The 16,111-nt window shown below is 66.5% G+C and carries 14 protein-coding genes; 9 read left to right on the forward strand and 5 right to left on the reverse strand.

The genetic code is table 11. The features are described from left to right. Positions 1-117: 117 nt before the first annotated feature. The 8 genes from metK to HUK68_RS16155 all read left to right on the forward strand — a co-directional run bounded on the left by metK (position 118) and on the right by HUK68_RS16155 (position 7,578). Positions 118-1,302, forward strand: a complete 1,185-nt coding sequence (metK, locus tag HUK68_RS16120) for a methionine adenosyltransferase (protein WP_175505108.1) — start codon at positions 118-120, stop codon at positions 1,300-1,302. A 194-nt stretch (positions 1,303-1,496) separates the two neighbouring features. Beyond that, the gene (locus tag HUK68_RS16125; protein ID WP_175505109.1) at positions 1,497-1,682 is read left to right on the forward strand and encodes a DUF1328 domain-containing protein; all 186 of its coding nucleotides are present in this window, start codon (positions 1,497-1,499) and stop codon (positions 1,680-1,682) included. A gap of 90 nt (positions 1,683-1,772) precedes the next feature. Continuing rightward, positions 1,773-2,606 carry a cysteine hydrolase family protein gene (locus HUK68_RS16130; protein ID WP_175505110.1) on the forward strand — a complete coding sequence of 278 codons (834 nt, stop codon included), beginning with the start codon at positions 1,773-1,775 and terminating at the stop codon, positions 2,604-2,606. Positions 2,607-2,613: 7 nt separating this feature from the next. Further along, complete coding sequence (pncB, locus tag HUK68_RS16135; protein ID WP_175505111.1) at positions 2,614-3,828, forward strand: nicotinate phosphoribosyltransferase; 1,215 nt, start codon at positions 2,614-2,616, stop codon at positions 3,826-3,828. Positions 3,829-3,845: 17 nt separating this feature from the next. Continuing rightward, positions 3,846-5,546: an NAD+ synthase gene (locus HUK68_RS16140; RefSeq protein ID WP_175505112.1), complete on the forward strand. Its 1,701-nt coding sequence runs from the start codon at positions 3,846-3,848 to the stop codon at positions 5,544-5,546. A 72-nt stretch (positions 5,547-5,618) separates the two neighbouring features. Continuing rightward, the gene (locus HUK68_RS16145; protein WP_175505113.1) at positions 5,619-6,698 is read left to right on the forward strand and encodes a bifunctional nicotinamide-nucleotide adenylyltransferase/Nudix hydroxylase; all 1,080 of its coding nucleotides are present in this window, start codon (positions 5,619-5,621) and stop codon (positions 6,696-6,698) included. A gap of 40 nt (positions 6,699-6,738) precedes the next feature. Further along, entirely contained in the window at positions 6,739-7,227 is a 489-nt protein-coding gene (locus HUK68_RS16150; protein WP_175505114.1) for a GNAT family N-acetyltransferase, read from the forward strand. A 171-nt stretch (positions 7,228-7,398) separates the two neighbouring features. Then, positions 7,399-7,578 (forward strand): hypothetical protein, encoded by a 180-nt coding sequence (locus tag HUK68_RS16155; RefSeq protein ID WP_175505115.1) that lies wholly within the window; start codon positions 7,399-7,401, stop codon positions 7,576-7,578. Between the two features lie 77 nt (positions 7,579-7,655). Here the strand turns inward: HUK68_RS16155 and hglS are convergent, their stop codons facing one another. Genes hglS through HUK68_RS16170 form a run of 3 tightly spaced genes read right to left on the reverse strand, consistent with a single transcriptional unit; the run spans position 7,656 to position 11,478 of the window. Then, positions 7,656-9,038: a 2-oxoadipate dioxygenase/decarboxylase HglS gene (gene hglS, locus HUK68_RS16160; RefSeq protein ID WP_175505116.1), complete on the reverse strand. Its 1,383-nt coding sequence runs from the start codon at positions 9,036-9,038 to the stop codon at positions 7,656-7,658. 32 nt (positions 9,039-9,070) lie between these two features. Further along, positions 9,071-10,495, reverse strand: a complete 1,425-nt coding sequence (locus HUK68_RS16165) for an FAD-binding oxidoreductase (RefSeq protein WP_175505117.1) — start codon at positions 10,493-10,495, stop codon at positions 9,071-9,073. Beyond that, on the reverse strand, positions 10,492-11,478 hold the full coding sequence (locus HUK68_RS16170; RefSeq protein ID WP_175505118.1) for a Bug family tripartite tricarboxylate transporter substrate binding protein: 987 nt from the start codon (positions 11,476-11,478) through the stop codon (positions 10,492-10,494). The genes HUK68_RS16165 and HUK68_RS16170 overlap by 4 nt, the downstream gene beginning before the upstream one ends. Before the next feature lie 157 nt (positions 11,479-11,635). Between HUK68_RS16170 and HUK68_RS16175 the strand changes: the two genes are divergently transcribed. Next, entirely contained in the window at positions 11,636-12,553 is a 918-nt protein-coding gene (locus HUK68_RS16175; RefSeq protein ID WP_208458704.1) for a LysR family transcriptional regulator, read from the forward strand. Positions 12,554-12,590: 37 nt separating this feature from the next. On the opposite strand, the gene HUK68_RS16180 is transcribed toward HUK68_RS16175, so the two are convergent. Together HUK68_RS16180 and HUK68_RS16185 are read right to left on the reverse strand one after the other, a co-directional pair. Further along, positions 12,591-13,850 carry a PepSY-associated TM helix domain-containing protein gene (locus HUK68_RS16180; protein WP_175505119.1) on the reverse strand — a complete coding sequence of 420 codons (1,260 nt, stop codon included), beginning with the start codon at positions 13,848-13,850 and terminating at the stop codon, positions 12,591-12,593. A gap of 8 nt (positions 13,851-13,858) precedes the next feature. Next, positions 13,859-16,033 (reverse strand): TonB-dependent receptor, encoded by a 2,175-nt coding sequence (locus HUK68_RS16185; RefSeq protein ID WP_175505120.1) that lies wholly within the window; start codon positions 16,031-16,033, stop codon positions 13,859-13,861. Positions 16,034-16,111: the final 78 nt, after the last annotated feature.

Below are 16,111 nucleotides of genomic sequence, written 5' to 3' on the forward strand. Positions count from 1 at the left end.
GTCGCTGAGTTAAATGAGCAACTTGCAGGGCGACGTTAAACAACTCTGCTAAAGCGTTCGCCGGAGCTCCGTCAGCTTGGGCAACGCCCCAAATGCTGGAACACAGGAGTTTATTCAATGGCGAACGATTTTCTTTTCACTTCGGAATCTGTCTCTGAAGGACACCCCGACAAGGTGGCCGACCAGATCTCCGACGCGATCCTGGATGCCATTTTCACCCAAGACCCCCATTCCCGTGTGGCAGCCGAGACGCTGACCAACACCGGCCTGGTGGTTCTCGCCGGCGAAATCACGACCGGCGCGAATGTCGACTACATCCAGGTGGCGCGCGACACCATCAAGCGCATCGGCTACGACAACACCGAATACGGCATCGACCACAAGGGTTGCGCCGTGCTCGTCGCCTATGACAAGCAGAGCCAGGACATCGCCCAGGGCGTGGACCACGCCAGCGACGACGAGCTCAACACCGGCGCCGGCGACCAGGGCCTGATGTTCGGCTACGCCTGCGACGAGACGCCCGAGCTGATGCCCGCGCCGATCTATTACGCGCACCGCCTGGTCGAGCGCCAGGCCCAGCTGCGCAAGGACGGCCGCCTGCCGTTCCTGCGCCCCGACGCCAAGAGCCAGGTGACGATGCGCTATGTCGACGGCAAGCCGCACAGCATCGACACCGTGGTGCTGTCGACGCAGCACAGCCCCGACCAGTCGGAAACCGCGACCCGGATGAAGGCCAGCTTCACCGAAGCCATCATCGAGGAAATCATCAAGCCGGTGCTGCCCAGCGCGTGGCTGCAGGACACCAAGTACCTGATCAACCCCACGGGCCGCTTCGTCGTGGGCGGCCCGCAAGGCGATTGCGGCCTGACCGGCCGCAAGATCATCGTCGACACCTACGGCGGCGCCTGCCCGCATGGCGGCGGCGCGTTCTCGGGCAAGGACCCAACCAAGGTCGACCGTTCGGCCGCCTACGCCGCGCGCTACGTGGCAAAGAACATCGTGGCCGCGGGCCTGGCGCGCCAGTGCCAGATCCAGGTCGCGTATGCGATCGGCGTCGCCCGCCCGATGAACATCACGGTCTATACCGAAGGCACGGGCGTGATTCCCGACGACCAGATCGCCAAGCTGGTGGCCGAGCATTTCGACCTGCGTCCCAAGGGGATCATCCAGATGCTGGACCTGCTGCGCCCGATCTACAGCAAGACCGCCGCCTATGGCCACTTCGGCCGCGAAGAGCCCGAATTCACCTGGGAAAAGACCGACAAGGCCGCACTGCTGCGCGCTGCCGCCGGACTGCGCTGAAGCGCGCGCGGCAGGCGGCCGCGCCTGCCCGCAACCCTTGCCAAGGCCTGCCTGCGCGCAGGCCTTTTTCATGGCAGGACGGTTCCTACGCCATCAGCATCGGCCGGCCCACAAGCGGGCCGGGGCGCCGCGGATAACGTAGCACTGTCCCGTCGGCGCAGAGCCCGACAACCACTGATAACGAGGGAAACAACATGCTCAAGTACGCCATCATCTTCGCCATCATTTCGCTCCTGGCCGGTGCGCTGGGCTTCACCGGCGTTGCCGCGGGTGCCGCCGGCATCGCCAAGCTGCTGTTCATCGTCTTCCTGGTGCTGGCAGTGATCTTCGTGGTGCTGGCCGTGCTGGGCGTTGGCGCCGCACGCAAGGCGCTGAAGTAACCCGCGCCTGCCCGGGGCGTCCCGCCCCGGGTTGCAGCGCAGGCCGCGGATGCGGGCCTACACTGGCCCTTTGCCTTGCGCTGGCTGCCCATGCCCTCTTCCGTCCAACTGCTGGCCATCGATCCGCAGAACGATTTCTGCGATCTTCCCGCCGCATACCTCCCCCCTTCGACCAAGCCCAGCCTGGCGGTTGCCGGCGCCCACCGCCACATGCAGCGGCTGGCGAACTGGCTGCGCCGCGAAGCCGCGCATGTCGATGCGATCACCATCACGCTGGACTCGCATCAGCGCTTCGATATCGCCCACCCCGATTTCTGGCAGCTGCCCGATGGCAGCGCGGTGGCGCCGTTCACGCCCATCACCGCCACGCAGGTGCGCGATGCGCAATTCATGCCGCGCCAGCCCGCCCATCTCGCGCGCACGCTCGACTATCTCGATGCGCTCGAGCGCCAGGGCCGCTATACGCTGATGGTCTGGCCCGTGCATTGCGAGCTGGGCAGCTGGGGCCATGGCATCCATGCCGACCTGCTCGCCGCCTGCGGCGCCTGGCAACTCGCGCACCAGCGCCCCATGCAGCATGTGCTCAAGGGCACGAACCCGTTCACCGAGCATTACAGCGCGCTGATGGCCGAAGTCGTCGACCCTGACGACCCCGGCACGGCGCTGAACCGTCCCCTGCTGCAGCGGCTGGCCCAATCCGACCTGCTGGTGATTGCCGGCGAGGCCAGCAGCCACTGCGTGCGCGCCAGCGTCGAGCATCTGGTCGAGCATCTGCCTGCGGACCATGCGCAGCGGCTGGTGCTGCTGACCGACTGCATGGGCCCGGTCGCGGGCTTCGAGGCCGCCGAGCAGGACTTCTTCGCCGCGATGCGCATCCGCGGCGTGCAATTCGCCACCACCGACACGCTGCGGCTTGCCGACTGAGCCTTCCATGCAACCCATCATTTCCAGCCTGCTCGACATCGACCTCTACAAGTTCACGATGTGGCAGGCCATGCTGCACCGCCACCCGCAGACCCAGGCGCACTACGAGTTCGTCTGCCGCAACACGCCGGCATTCCCGCTGGCCGAACTGCTGCCCGAAGTCGAGGCCGAACTCGATGCGCTGTGCCAGCTGTCTTTCGCCAAGGACGAGCTCGATTACCTCGGCTCGCTGCGCTTCATCAAGAGCGATTTCATCGACTTCCTGCGCATCTTCCGCTTCCAGCGCGCATTCATAGAGGCGCGCGCCGAGGGCGACACCCTGCATGTCGTGGCGCACGGCCCGCAGGTGCATGTGATGGGGTTCGAGATCTATGTGCTGGCAATCGTCAACGAGCTGTATTTCCGCCGCTTCGACGCGGCGGCGGCGCTGCGCGAAGGCCGCGAGCGCCTCGCGCACAAGGTCGAGCAGCTCAAGGCAATGGCCGGCCCGGCCCAGCGCCGCCATCCGTTCGAGATGTTTGATTTCGGCGTGCGCCGGCGCTTTTCCGGCGCCTGGCAGCGCGAGGTGGTGCAGCGCTTTGCCACCGAGACGCCGCAATGGTTCAAGGGCACGTCCAACGTGCTGCTGGCACGCGACCTGCAGATCGTGCCCATCGGCACCATGGCGCACGAGTACCTGCAAAGTTACCAGGCGCTGGGCGTGCGGCTGCGCGACTTCCAGAACGCGGCGCTAGAGGACTGGGTGCAGGAATACCGCGGCGACCTGGGCATCGCGCTCACGGACACCGTCGGCATGGAGGCTTTCCTGAAGGATTTCGACCTGTATTTCGCCAAGCTGTTCGACGGCCTGCGCCACGACTCGGGCGACCCGTTCGCGTGGGGCGAGAAGGCGCTGGCCCACTACCAGCGGCTGCGCATCGATGCGCACAGCAAGCGCCTGGTGTTTTCCGACGGGCTCGATCTCGACAGCGCGCTGGCGCTCTACCACCGCTTTGCCGACCGCATCCAGCTGGGCTTCGGCATCGGCACGCGCCTGACCAACGACATGGGCCTCACGCCGCTGAACATCGTGATGAAGCTGACCCATGCCAACGGCCAGCCCGTGGCCAAGATCTCGGACAGCCCGGGCAAGACGCTGTGCACCGATGAAACCTATCTGGCCTATCTGCGCCAGGTGTTCGGCATTCCCGACCCCGTGCCCGCATCCCCGACGAACCACTGAACCGCAAGGAAACTGCCATGCTGCGCATCACCCTGGCCCAACTCAACTACACCGTGGGCGATATCGACGGCAATGTGCAGCGCATGCGCGCCGCCGCCCGCCAGGCCAGGGACGATGGCGCCCACATGGTGGTGTTCAGCGAGCTGTCGCTGTGCGGCTATTACCCCGGCGACCTGCTGGACGAGCCGACCTTCATGCAGCGCGTGCAGGATGGCCTGGAGCAGCTGCGCCACGCTTCGGTCGACTACCCCGATCTCTACTGGGTGGTCGGCGCGCCGACGCGCTCGGAACTGCCGGGCAAGCCGCTCTACAACAGCCTGCTGGTGCTGCAGGGCGGCAAGCTGCGGCTGCAGTATGACAAGCAGCTGCTGCCGACCTACAACATCTTCGACGAGCGCCGGCATTTCGAGCCCGGCCCCGATGTGGCCAAGGTGCTGCGCATCGGCCAGATGCAGGTCGGCTTCCTGATCTGCGAAGACGGCTGGAACGACAGCGGCGCCGCCTACGCCACCAATCCCTTGCGGCGCATGGCCGATGCCGCGCCCGACCTGCTGGTCAGCATCAACGCCAGCCCCAGCCATCTGGGCAAGCGCGAGTTGCGCCACCAGGTGTTCAGTGCCGCGGCCAGCCGCCATGCGCTGCCGCTGCTGTACGTCAACCAGATCGGCGGGCAGGACCAGATCGTGTTCGATGGCGCTTCGTTCGCGGTCGAGCCCGAGCGCGGCGTGGTGCTGGAGGCGCCGCGTTTCCAGGAATGCGTGAATACGCTGGTGTTCGACAATGGACGCTTTTCGCGCACCGATGGCGCGGCGCTGCCGCCCGTGCCGGCGCAGGGCCTGCAGACCATGGAGTTCTACCGCCAGCAGGTCGTGCTGGGCCTGCGCGACTATGCGCGCCGCTGCGGCTTCACGCAGGCCGTGGTCGGCAGCTCGGGCGGCATCGACAGCGCGCTGACGCTGGCGCTGGCGGCCGAAGCACTGGGTGCGGACAACGTCGTGGGCGTGACCATGCCCTCGGGCTTTTCCTCGGCCGGCTCGGTCGATGATTCGGTGGCGCTGTGCGAAAACCTGGGCATCCAGCTGCACCGCCACCCGATTGGCGAGCTTGTGGACGGCTATGCCCAGGGCTTCGAGCGCAGCTTCGGCCAGCCGCTGCAGGGCCTGCCGCTCGAGAACCTGCAGGCGCGCATCCGCGGCACGATACTGATGGAATATTCCAATGCCTTCGGCCACCTGCTGCTCACCACGGGCAACAAGTCCGAGGTCTCGGTCGGCTACTGCACGCTCTATGGCGACACCAATGGCGGCCTGGGCCTGCTCGGCGATATCTACAAGACCGAAGTGTTCGCGCTGTCGCGCCACCTCAATGCCTGCGCCGGACGCGAGCTGATTCCGCAGGCCATCATCGACAAGCCGCCATCGGCCGAACTGTCTCCGGGACAGAAGGACGAGGACAGCCTGCCGCCCTATGCCTTGCTCGACGAAGTGCTCAAGCTGCTGATCGAAGGCCCGCACCTGTCGGGGCTGGAGTATGCGAGCGCGCGCCAGTTCGTCGACGCGCTGGTGCTCGAACCCGGCGGCCAGGCGCTGGTGGACAAGGTGCAGCGCATGATCTACCGCAGCGAATACAAGCGCCGCCAGGCACCGCCCATGCTGCGCGTGCGCCCGCGCGCTTTCGGCACCGGAAGGCAGATGCCGATAGCTGCTTTTTACCCGTGAAGCCACAAGGCCCGCCGATTTTTTATCCGAAAATGGCGGATTGCGGCCTGGACCGCGTCAGAACAAGCAAGCATGGCCATTTCCGCTGATCCCTCCCCATTGCCGCATACCGCCGTCCTGATCGGGCGCTTCCAGCCCTGGCACAACGGCCATATGGCGCTGCTGGAGGCGGCACTGGCACAGGCGCAGCAGGTCGTCGTGGTGCTGGGCAGCGCGCACCAGGCGCGCACCCCCAAGAACCCGTTCACCTGGCAGGAACGCGCCCGCATGGTGCAGGCCTCGCTCGCGCCCGCCGAACGCGCACGCGTGCACTGCATTCCGGTGCGCGACCACTACAACGAAGCGCGCTGGGTCGAGGCCGTGCGCCAGGGCGTGCAGGCGCTGGTGCCGCCGGGCGCGGACATCGCGCTGGTGGGCCATTTCAAGGACCAGAGCAGCAGCTACCTGCAGAGTTTTCCCGGCTGGAAGCTGCTGAGCCTGCCGCGGCTGGGCGCGTTCGACGCCACGCCGCTGCGCGAAATCTACTGGAATGCCGCGGGCGCGCCGCGCGCCGAAGTGCTGGCGCAGCTCGCGGCGCAACTGCCCGCGCCGGTGCTGGATTTCCTCGCATCCTGGATGGACACGCCCGATTACGCCGCGATGCAGGAAGAAGCCGCGGTGCTGCGCAACTACCACGCCTCCTGGGCCAGCGCTCCTTATCCACCCGTGCTGGTCACGGTCGACGCGGTCATCCTGTGCAACGGCCATCTGCTGCTGATCGAGCGCGGCCATGCACCCGGCAAGGGCCTGTGGGCGCTGCCCGGCGGCTTCGTCGAGCCGCGCGATACCTTGTGGCAGTCCTGCCTGCGCGAGCTGGAAGAGGAAACCGCCTGCGCCATCGATGCGCCCACGCTGGCCGCCGCGCTGCAGGGCGTACTGGTGTTCGACCACCCCGACCGCAGCCTGCGCGGGCGCGCCATCACCCATGTGCATGTTTTCGACCTGGGCGACCGCACGCAACTGCCTGCCGTGCAGGGCGGCGATGACGCGGCGCTCGCGCGCTGGGTGCCGCTGGCGCAGGTGCCGGCGCTCGAGACGCGCTTTTTCGAAGACCACTTCCATGTGGTGCAGAGCTGCCTCGAGCGCTTCTGCGCCATCCGCCTGCCGGTCTGATTTCCCGGCCGCGCCGCGGCCTGTTTCCCCCTGTTGCCTCATGTCCGATCTGCATATCCGCCCCGCCGCCCTGGAAGACACCGACCAGATCCTGCGCTTCATCCGCGATCTCGCGATCTACGAGAAAGCCGAGCACGAGGTGCTGGCCACGCCGGAGCACATTCAGCGCACGCTGTTTTGCCCCGAGCCCAAGGTACACGGCCTGATGTGCCTGGCGGGCGACCGGCCGGTGGGCTTTGCGGTGTATTTCTTCAACTATTCCACCTGGCAGGGCCGGCACGGCCTCTACCTCGAGGACCTCTATGTCGCGCCCGAGCAGCGCGGCGCGGGCGCGGGCAAGGCCTTGCTGCGCCACTTGGCCCGGATTGCGCTGGACAACGACTGCGGCCGTTTCGAGTGGAGCGTGCTGGACTGGAATGCGCCGTCGATTGCTTTCTATGAAAGCCTGGGCGCCGAGGCGCAAAGCGAGTGGGTGCGCTATCGCCTGACGGGCGATGCCTTGCGCCGGCTTGCGGCGCCGGCGCATTGAGACCGGGTGGTGGCTGTAGGACATTCAACCACCTGCAACATAGCTTGCACTCACTAACCAAAAAACGCCTGTGGTCGGCCAAGTCCTACGTCCCAGGGTTTTCCAGGGGGGCACCATGCAATGGCGTTGATTGATGTCCAGTCAGCGGTTTAACTTTTTGGAGATATGACTATGGTTCAGCAACACAACCAAGACAGCAACCAAAAGAATCAAAACCAGAACCAGGCTTCGAACAAGTCGCAAAAGCAGCAAGAGCAGCAAAGCGGCCAGAACCAGCAGACTGGTGGCAAAAGCTCCTCCGCGGGGCAACAGCAGCAATCCAACCCTTCTTCCGGCAAGCAGCAACGCTGATTCCGGCAAGATCAGGGCTGAGGCTCTGCTGACAAAGGGCTCTGCGGAGCCCTTTTTTGCGCCCGCGCGCTGAGCACTCAGGCCGGTTGCAGCGCCGCGTAGCGCTGGCGCAGCGCGTCGATCGAAGCCTGCTGGCTCTGCGCATACAGCGCGATCTCGTCGGCCACGGGCGCCTGCAGCGCGGCTTCGAACAGTTCCTGGGCGGCATTGGCCGCATAGCTTTTTTGCTCGGCGCCGCCCAGGTTGGACTGGAAGATGCCAGCCGCGCTCACCGGCAGGAAGTCCTCATAGACGATGGGATGGGCCTCGACGATGCCGGCGCGGCGCAATGCCGCCAGGTCGAACGCCGCACCGCTGCCCGCGGCCTGGTCAAAGGCCGCCGCATCGCGCACGCGGTAGTGGAAGAAAGCCAGCTGCTGGTCGTGCAACGCATCGAGGTCGTCGGGAAATTCGGCAAACGCCGCTTCGAGCCGCGCCTGGTAGTCGCCGGCCGTGCTGCCGGCGCTGGCCATCGAGCGCACCTGGCCCAGCAGGCGGTCATAGAGCGCGCGCCCGGCGCGGGTCAACGCCGCGCCGCGCTGCTCGATCTCGCCAAAGCGCGCGGTATGCGCGCCCGGCGTGCCGTCGCCTGCAAAAACGATGGCTTCTTCGAGCGCCTTGAAGCTGGTCTGGCGCAGCAGGATGGGATGGCGCCGGCGCGGCGGCCCTTCGACCACATCCTTGGCGGCCACGCCGCGGCGCGGCATCTCGGCCTGCGCCGCGTCGATGTCCAGCGTGCGCGGGGTCAGGTGGTTGATGTGCGGGCCCTTGAAAGACACCACATCGGCCACCAGCCGGTGCGCGGCGTTGAGCTGCTGGTGGGTGTCGTGGCTCACGGTGGCCTCGGCATGCCAGCGGAAGGTCTGCGTGACTTCGCGCACGAACTCGGCGGCTTGCGGCGCGTCGAGGCCGCCCGCGGATTCGGCCAGCTGCGTCAGCTCCAGCGCGCGCGGCGTGAAGATGCGCCGGCGCGCGAGGATCTGCCGGGCCTGGTCGCGCAGCTCCGGGTCGGCGATCAGCTCCAGGCGCAGCAGCGAGGTGAACACGCGGAACGGGTTGACGCGCAGCGCGGCGTCGTCGATGGGCCGGAAGGCCGTCGAATGCACCGGAACACCGGCCACCGACAGGTCGTAGTAACCCACCGGATGCATGCCCATGATGCGGAAGACGCGGCGCATGGTGGCCAGCTCCTCGGGCGTGCCCAGGCGGATGGCGCCGTGGCGCTCGAGATCGATGCGTTCGAGTTCGCCGGCTTCTTCGAGCTGGCGGCGCAGTTCGGGGTTCTGCTCCAGCGTGGCGCGGTTGATGTCCGCGACCAGGTCCAGCAGCGTGCCGTATTGCGGCACTTCCTGCCGGTACATCGCCGACATGGACTGGGAGAACTGGGCGCGGATCTGGTCGGAGTTCACAAGGGAAGACATGGTGGTCGTGGGAATGCTTGGCAATGGACGGGTCAGGCGCTCAGCACGCGGCCCGGATTCAAGGTGTTGTGCGGATCGAGCGCGGTCTTGATGCTGCGCATCAGCGCCAGCGCCGTCGCCGATTTGTGCTGCGGCAGCTTGTGCAGCTTGAGCTCGCCGATGCCATGCTCGGCCGAGATCGAGCCGCGGTATTGGCTCACGGTGTCGTAGACGATGGCGCTGACCTGGTCTTCATGCTGGGCGACAAAGGCCTTGGCATCGATGCCCGGCGGCGCCTGGATGTTGTAGTGCAGGTTGCCGTCGCCCAGATGGCCGAAGTTGACGAAGCGTATGCCTTCGAACGCGGCGCTCAGCGCGGCATCGGCGGCACGCACGAATTCGGGAATCAGCGAAATCGGAATCGAGACGTCATGCTTGACGTTGAAGCCCTCCTCGACCTGCGCCAGCGTGATGCTCTCGCGGATGTGCCAGAGGTCGTGCGCCTGGCGCATGTTCTCGGCAATGATGGCATCGGCAATCACGCCCTGCTCCATCGCCGCTTCGAGCATCTGCTCGAACAGTCCGCGCGCATGCGCCTCGGATTCGGCGTCCGACACCTCGATCAGCACGCACCACGCGGTCTGCTGCCACAGCGGCACCCGCAGATGCGGGTAATGCTTGTCGACCAGGCCCAGCGCGAACTGGTTCATGACCTCGAAGCCGGTGAGGCCCGCGGCCAGGTGCTGGTGCGCCATGCCCAGCAGCGTGCAGGCCTGCTCGAGCGAGTCCACCGCCACCCAGGCCGTGAGCTGGGCCGCGGGCTTGGGGTACAGGCGCAGCGTGGCCGCGGTGATCACGCCCAGCGTGCCTTCGCTGCCGACATAGAGGTCGCGCAGGTCGTAGCCGGTGTTGTCCTTGCGCAGGCCCGACAGCCCGTCCCAGACCTCGCCCTGCGCCGTGACCACTTCCAGGCCCAGGCACAGTTCGCGCGCATTGCCGTAGCGCACCACCTGGGTGCCGCCGGCATTGGTCGCCAGGTTGCCGCCAATCGTGCAGCTGCCCTCGGCGCCCAGGCTCAGCGGGAACAGGAAGCCGGCCTGGTCGGCCGTGTCCTGCAGCGCCTGCAGGATATAGCCCGCCTCGACGGTGATGGTCATGTTCTGCGCATCGATGGCACGCAGCGCGGCCATGCGGCGCAGGCTCAGCACCACCTGGGCGCCCGAGGCGTCGGGCACCGAGCCTGCGACCAGGCCGGTGTTGCCGCCCTGGGGCACGAGGGACACGCGCGCGGCCGCGCAGGCCTGCACCACGCGCGCCACCTCATCGGTCGTGCCCGGGCGCACCACGCACAACGCGCGGCCCCTGGCGCGGCCGCGCCAGTCCTGCTCGTAGCTGGCGAGGTCGTCGCCGGTCAGCACATTGCCGGCGCCAACGATGGCGGCCAGCGTTTCAACGATCTCGGGAGCAGGCTTGCTCATTGCTTTTCCAGTTTTGCGGCCTGCACGATGCCCGCCCAGTGTTTGAATTCAGTGCGCGTGTAGTCACGGAACGCCGCCGAGCCCATCTGGCGCGGCTCGCCGCCCAGCGCCGCGACGCGGGCCTTGAACTCGGGGCTGGCCGCGACCTTGAGCAAGGCGGTCTCGACCTTCTGCACCACGGCGCGCGGCGTGCCCTTGGGCGCGAGCACGCCGTTCCAGGTGGCGGTCACGAACGCAGGAAAGCCGCTTTCCTTCATGGTCGGCACATTGGGCAGCAGCGGCAGGCGCTCGGCCGAGGTCACGGCCAGCGCCTTGAGCTTGCCGCCCTGGATGAAGGGCAGTGCCGGCGTGACGTTCTCGAAGATCAGGTCGATCTGGCCACCGATCAGGTCGGTGAGGGCCGGCGCGCTGCCCTTGTAGGGCACATGCACCAGATCCAGGCCGGCCGCGCTCTTGAACAGCTCGCCCGACAGATGCACGGTCGACCCCGTGCCCGGCGAGCCATAGCTCAGGCCGGTGCGGCGCTCCTTGGCATGCGCCACCAGCTCGGCCACCGACTTCACCGGCGTCTTGGTTTCGTTGACCACCAGCACGTTGGGGATCGAGGTGATCAGCGCCACGTACTCGAAATCATCGAGCGTCTTCTCGCTCTGGTTCTTGTAGAGGCTGGGGTTGATGGCCTGCGTGCCCGCGGTGCCGAACAGCAGCGTGTAGCCGTCATTGGCCGAGGTGGCCACGCGGCTCGCGCCGATCGAGCCGTTCGCCCCTGGAATGTTCTCGACGATCACCGGCTGGCCCAGGGCTTCGGTGAGGCCTTGCGCGGCCAGCCGTGCCACGACATCGGTGTTGCCGCCCGGCGCGAACGGCACCACCAGCTTGATCGGGCGGCTGGGGAAGGTGTCGGCCAGCGCCGGCAAGGCCATGGCGGCGCCAAGCAGCGCCAGCGAACCGAGGAATTGTTTGCGAGAAAGGATCTGGGGCACGGTCATGTCTCTTTAGTTGTAGTCAAGCCGGGCATCATGGGCAGCGGGTTTCTTGACGTCAATCAATGGTTTGGAACCCAGGCATTCGCAAATGGAATGCCTGGACCCACGGCGGCGTGCGGTGCCCCTCGATAGAATGCCAAACGCATTCCCCACGATCATGAATTCACGGAAATATCTCCCGTCCATGGGGCTGCTCGTGGCCTTCGAGGCCTGCGCGCGGCTGCACAAGTTCACCACCGCCGCGCAGGAGCTGAGCCTGACGCAGAGCGCCATCAGCCGGCAGATCCGCGCGCTCGAGGAAATCGTCGGCGTGGCGCTGTTCGTGCGCGAGCGCCAGGCGGTGCGGCTCACGCCCGCGGGCGAGATCTACGCCGAGGAAATCCGCCATGCGCTGCGCGATATCTCGAACTCGACGCTGCGCATCAAGGCCAGCCCGGGCACGGGCACGCTGAAGCTGGCCATCCTGCCGACCATGGGCACGCGCTGGCTCGCGCCGCTGCTGCCCGACTTCGTGCGCCGCCACCCTGGCGTGACGCTGAACCTCGTCACGCGGCTCGAACCCTTCGACATGGATGCCGAGGACGTGCATGCGGCCATCCATTACGGCGCCCCCGAATGGCCGCGCGCGGAGCTGGATTTCCTGTTCGCGGAAACCACCTTTCCCGCCTGTTCCCAGGGCCTCAAGGCGCAATACGGTTTTTCAACGCCGCAGGACCTGCTGCAGGCGCCGCTGCTGCATCTGGCCTCGCGGCCGCAGGCCTGGGCGCAGTGGTTTGCCGCGCAGGGCGTCGCGGGCCCGCTCGCGGGTGGCACCAGCATCGACCAGTTCGCCACCGTGACCCAGGCGGCCTCGGCCGGGCTGGGCGTGGCGCTGCTGCCGGAATTCCTGTTCCGCGCCGAGCTCGAACGCGGCGAGCTGGTATCGGCGCTCGATGTGCGCAGCCGCAGCCAGGGCAGCTATTACCTGGCCTGCGCCGCATCCAAGACCTGGTATCCGCCGCTGACGGCGTTTCGCCAGTGGCTCCAGGGTCAGGCGGCGGCCAGTGCCGCGATTGCTTCGAGCGTGACCTGAACCTGCAATGAAAAAACCGCCCGAAGGCGGTTTTCTGTCAGGCGGCCGCGCTGGCGGCCAGCGTGCTGGCCACGGCTTTGCGCGCGCGCCGCTTGCGCTCCCAGATCACGATGCCGGTGATCGACAGCATCACCACGAACACGCCCATGATGGACATCATGATGCGCCCGGTCAGGCCCAGGATGCGGCCCGAATGCAGCGGCAGCTGCAGCTGCACGAACACATCGGCGGCCGTGCCATGCCAGGGCCGGTGCATGCCCAGCACCGCGCCGTTGTCGGCGCTCACGTAGATGTTCGACATGCCCATGCCGGCCGGCCCCATCTCGTCGGTCGGATCGAAGAACGAGATGTTGTAGAACGGGAAATCGCCGCCATACCAGATGCCGGCCGGCGGGAACTCGAAGCCCAGGCGCTGGCCTTCGGCGCGCGCGATATCGATGGCGGCGGCAAACGAGATCTTCGGTTCGATGAAGCTGCCGAACGGCGCCGGCTTGATGGTCTCGTAGGGGCCAGGCGTGGTGGTCGAGATCTGGCTCATCACCGGATAGAACACCTCGCGGTAGAGGTTCAGCGAGAACGAGGTGAACGACACCACGATGATGATCAGCCAGACCCAGAGGCCGCCCGCGCGGTGCAGGTCGAAGTTGAGCTTGTAGCCGCCCGAGCGCCAGCGCACGACCCACGACGGCTGCCACCTCTTGAGCCAGCTGCGCCGGGGCGCCGCGGCCTTGGCCTCGCGGCGCGCGGCCAGGCGCCGCGGCAGCGTGAGGTAGAGCGCGACGAAGCTGTCGATCAGCCACATCAGCGCAATGCCGCCCATCAGCCAGAAGCCCCAGCGGTCGCTGCCCCAGAATGCCGGCATGTGCAGGCTTTCATGCAGATGGCGCAGCCACGACATCAGGTTGCGCTTGCTGAGCGCAATGCTCTTGGAGTCGCGCTGGCCGGTCACCTTCGCCGTCACCGGGTCGACGAACACGTTGTTGTAGCCCAGCACATAGGGCTTGCCCGTGGCCGGATCCTTCTTCGGCCGGACCAGGAAGGAAGCCGCATGCCCCTCTTCCAGGCCCAGCGTCATGTACGACACGTCGACGCGCGGGTCGCCGGCCTCGACGGCCGCGGCCAGCGCCAGCGGGCTTTGCAGCGCGCCGCGCCCCGGCGTGTGCATGATGTCGGCATTGAGCCATTCGTCGATCTCATGGTCCCACGAGATCACCGCGCCGGTCGCGCCGGCGACGATCAGGAACAATGCCGCGGTCAGGCCCAGCCAGCGGTGGACGACGGTCCAGAACTCACGCATGCGCTGCCTCAGAAGTCGACGCTGGCGCTGATGGCGAACGTGCGCGGTGCCGACTGCACCAGGTAGTTCGAGCCCGGATAGCCGCCGACCGACGCCCAGTACTGCTTGTCGAACACATTGTCGACACGCGCGCGCAGCGTCAGCAGGCGGTCGTTGCCGATGTCCATCAGGTAGCGCACGCCCAGGTCGGTACGCGTCCAAGCCTTGACGTTGAGCGTATTGGCGGCATTGGCATATTGGCTGCCGGTGTAGATCACGCGCGCGTTCAATGCCAGGCCCTGCACGCCGGGCACGTCCCAGTCGCCGCCCAGCGTCAGCTGGCGGCGCGGCACGCCGATCACATCGTTGCCCTGGGCCACGCCACCTTGCGTTTCCTGGTACTTGGCATCCGTGAAGCTCATGCCGCCCAGCAGGCGCAGGCCCTTGACGGCCTCGCCATAGAGGCTCAGCTCCAGGCCGCGGTAGCGCTGGGTGCCGAACTGGCCATAGACGTTGTTCTGCACATAGCTGACCGGCTTGTCGACCGTGTAGAGCGCGGCAGTCGCACCCAGGCCGCCCTGCTGCCACTTCACGCCGACTTCCTTCTGCTTGGCCTTGTAGGGCGAGAACACTTCGCCGGCATTGGTCACGGGCAGGCCGCCGGCCGTGGCAGGGGCGACATCACCCTTGATCAGGCCTTCGACATAGTTCGCATAGAGCGACACTTCGGGCGTGGCCTTGAACACCAGGCCGGCTACCGGCGTGGTGGCCGACTTCTTGTAGCTGCCGGTTTCCAGATCGGTGGCATTGCTGTAGCTCGTCTGCTCGATGGTCTGGTGGCGCAGGCCCAGCGTCAGCAGCACGCGGTCGTCATAGAACGACAGCGTATCGGCCAGCGCATAGCTTTGCAGGTTGTCCACCGCTGAACGCAGCGGATTGTTCATGTTCGGGCTGACCGTCGTGTTGGGCAGCGGTGGCGATCCCACGGGGTTGTAGATATTGATCGGCACCTGGGTGAAGTTGTACGACCAGGCATTGCGCTCCTCATGGCGGAACCACGAGGCCGAAGCCACGACCTGATGCTTGACAGCACCCGTGACGAAACGTCCACGCAGGCCGATTTCACCGGTTGCCGTGTCGTCCTCACGCTTGGTGTCGAAACGCGTCGTGGTAGCGGCGCCCGAAGGATCGCGCACCGTCGGAGTGGTCAGCGAGTTGTCTTCCTTGCCACGCTTGAGGCCGCCTGCGGCCCAGGCCGTGATCTGGTCGTTCAGATCCCATTCGGCACGCGCGGTGGCAAACACGTCTTCCGCATTGGAATAGGTCCAGGGCTGGGCGTAATTGGTCTTGTTGTCGGGTACGGCAGGGATGAAGGTCGTTGGCGTGACGCTGGGGCGCGCGGCCTTGAGCTTGTCCTTCTGGTAGCCGAGGTCGGCCGACACGCGTACATCGCGGCTGCGCCAGTCCAGGCCGAGGCCCAACGCCGTCAGGCTGCGGTCTTCGCCGTCAATGGCGGTGCCGCCATCGCGGCGCACGGCGTTGAGGCGCACGCCAGTGTTGTTGTCCGGGCCGAAACGGCGCGACAGGTCTACCGCGGCAGACCCCTGACCGCCCGACTGCACGCCCAGATCGACCCGGCTCAAAGGCTCGTTGCCCGCGCGCTTTGGCATCAGATTGATCGAACCGCCGAGGTTGCTGCCGCCCGGGGCCGCGCCGTTGAGAAACGCGCTCGCGCCATGCAGCACCTCGACGCGCTCGAAGAATTCCGACGCCACATACTGGCGCGGCAGCAGGCCGTAAAGGCCGTTGTAGGCCAGGTCGTCCGAATACATGGGCTGGCCGCGCAGCACATAGAGTTCCTGGAAGTTGCCGAAACCGCGCGCGCCGCGCACCGACGGATCATTGAGCAGCACTTCGCCCACGCTCTTGGCCTGCTGGTCGCGGATCAGCGTGCTGGTATAGCTGGTCTGGTTGAACGGCGTGTCCATGATGTCCTGCTGGCCCAGCAGGCCCACGCGTCCGCCGCGCGCGACCTGTCCACCCGCAAACGGTTTGGCCAGGCCTTCGGAAGATGCATCGGCGCTGGCTTCGACGGTCACGGTCTCCATCGTGGGCGCGGCAGTCTGGGCATTGGCAGCAGCGGCGACCGCCCACAGGGCAATGGCGCCAACGGTCGGGCGCAGGACAAACGAGGGTTTTTTCATGGAAATGGTATTGGAAACGATTCGCGTTAAATTTTATAATTGGTTGATTTGCTTTCTGTAACAAGCAACCTTACTGTG

Source organism: Comamonas antarctica (assembly GCF_013363755.1).
Taxonomy (GTDB): domain Bacteria; phylum Pseudomonadota; class Gammaproteobacteria; order Burkholderiales; family Burkholderiaceae_C; genus Comamonas; species Comamonas antarctica.

Excerpts from the sequence above, each read along its gene's own strand:
- metK (WP_175505108.1), top strand. The coding sequence starts at position 118 with ATGGCGAACGATTTTCTTTTCACTTCGGAATCTGTCTCTGAAGGACAC.
- HUK68_RS16125 (WP_175505109.1), top strand. The coding sequence starts at position 1,497 with ATGCTCAAGTACGCCATCATCTTCGCCATCATTTCGCTCCTGGCCGGT.
- HUK68_RS16130 (WP_175505110.1), top strand. The coding sequence starts at position 1,773 with ATGCCCTCTTCCGTCCAACTGCTGGCCATCGATCCGCAGAACGATTTC.
- pncB (WP_175505111.1), top strand. The coding sequence starts at position 2,614 with ATGCAACCCATCATTTCCAGCCTGCTCGACATCGACCTCTACAAGTTC.
- HUK68_RS16140 (WP_175505112.1), top strand. The coding sequence starts at position 3,846 with ATGCTGCGCATCACCCTGGCCCAACTCAACTACACCGTGGGCGATATC.
- HUK68_RS16145 (WP_175505113.1), top strand. The coding sequence starts at position 5,619 with ATGGCCATTTCCGCTGATCCCTCCCCATTGCCGCATACCGCCGTCCTG.
- HUK68_RS16150 (WP_175505114.1), top strand. The coding sequence starts at position 6,739 with ATGTCCGATCTGCATATCCGCCCCGCCGCCCTGGAAGACACCGACCAG.
- HUK68_RS16155 (WP_175505115.1), top strand. The coding sequence starts at position 7,399 with ATGGTTCAGCAACACAACCAAGACAGCAACCAAAAGAATCAAAACCAG.
- hglS (WP_175505116.1), bottom strand. The coding sequence starts at position 9,038 with ATGTCTTCCCTTGTGAACTCCGACCAGATCCGCGCCCAGTTCTCCCAG.
- HUK68_RS16165 (WP_175505117.1), bottom strand. The coding sequence starts at position 10,495 with ATGAGCAAGCCTGCTCCCGAGATCGTTGAAACGCTGGCCGCCATCGTT.
- HUK68_RS16180 (WP_175505119.1), bottom strand. The coding sequence starts at position 13,850 with ATGCGTGAGTTCTGGACCGTCGTCCACCGCTGGCTGGGCCTGACCGCG.
- HUK68_RS16185 (WP_175505120.1), bottom strand. The coding sequence starts at position 16,033 with ATGAAAAAACCCTCGTTTGTCCTGCGCCCGACCGTTGGCGCCATTGCC.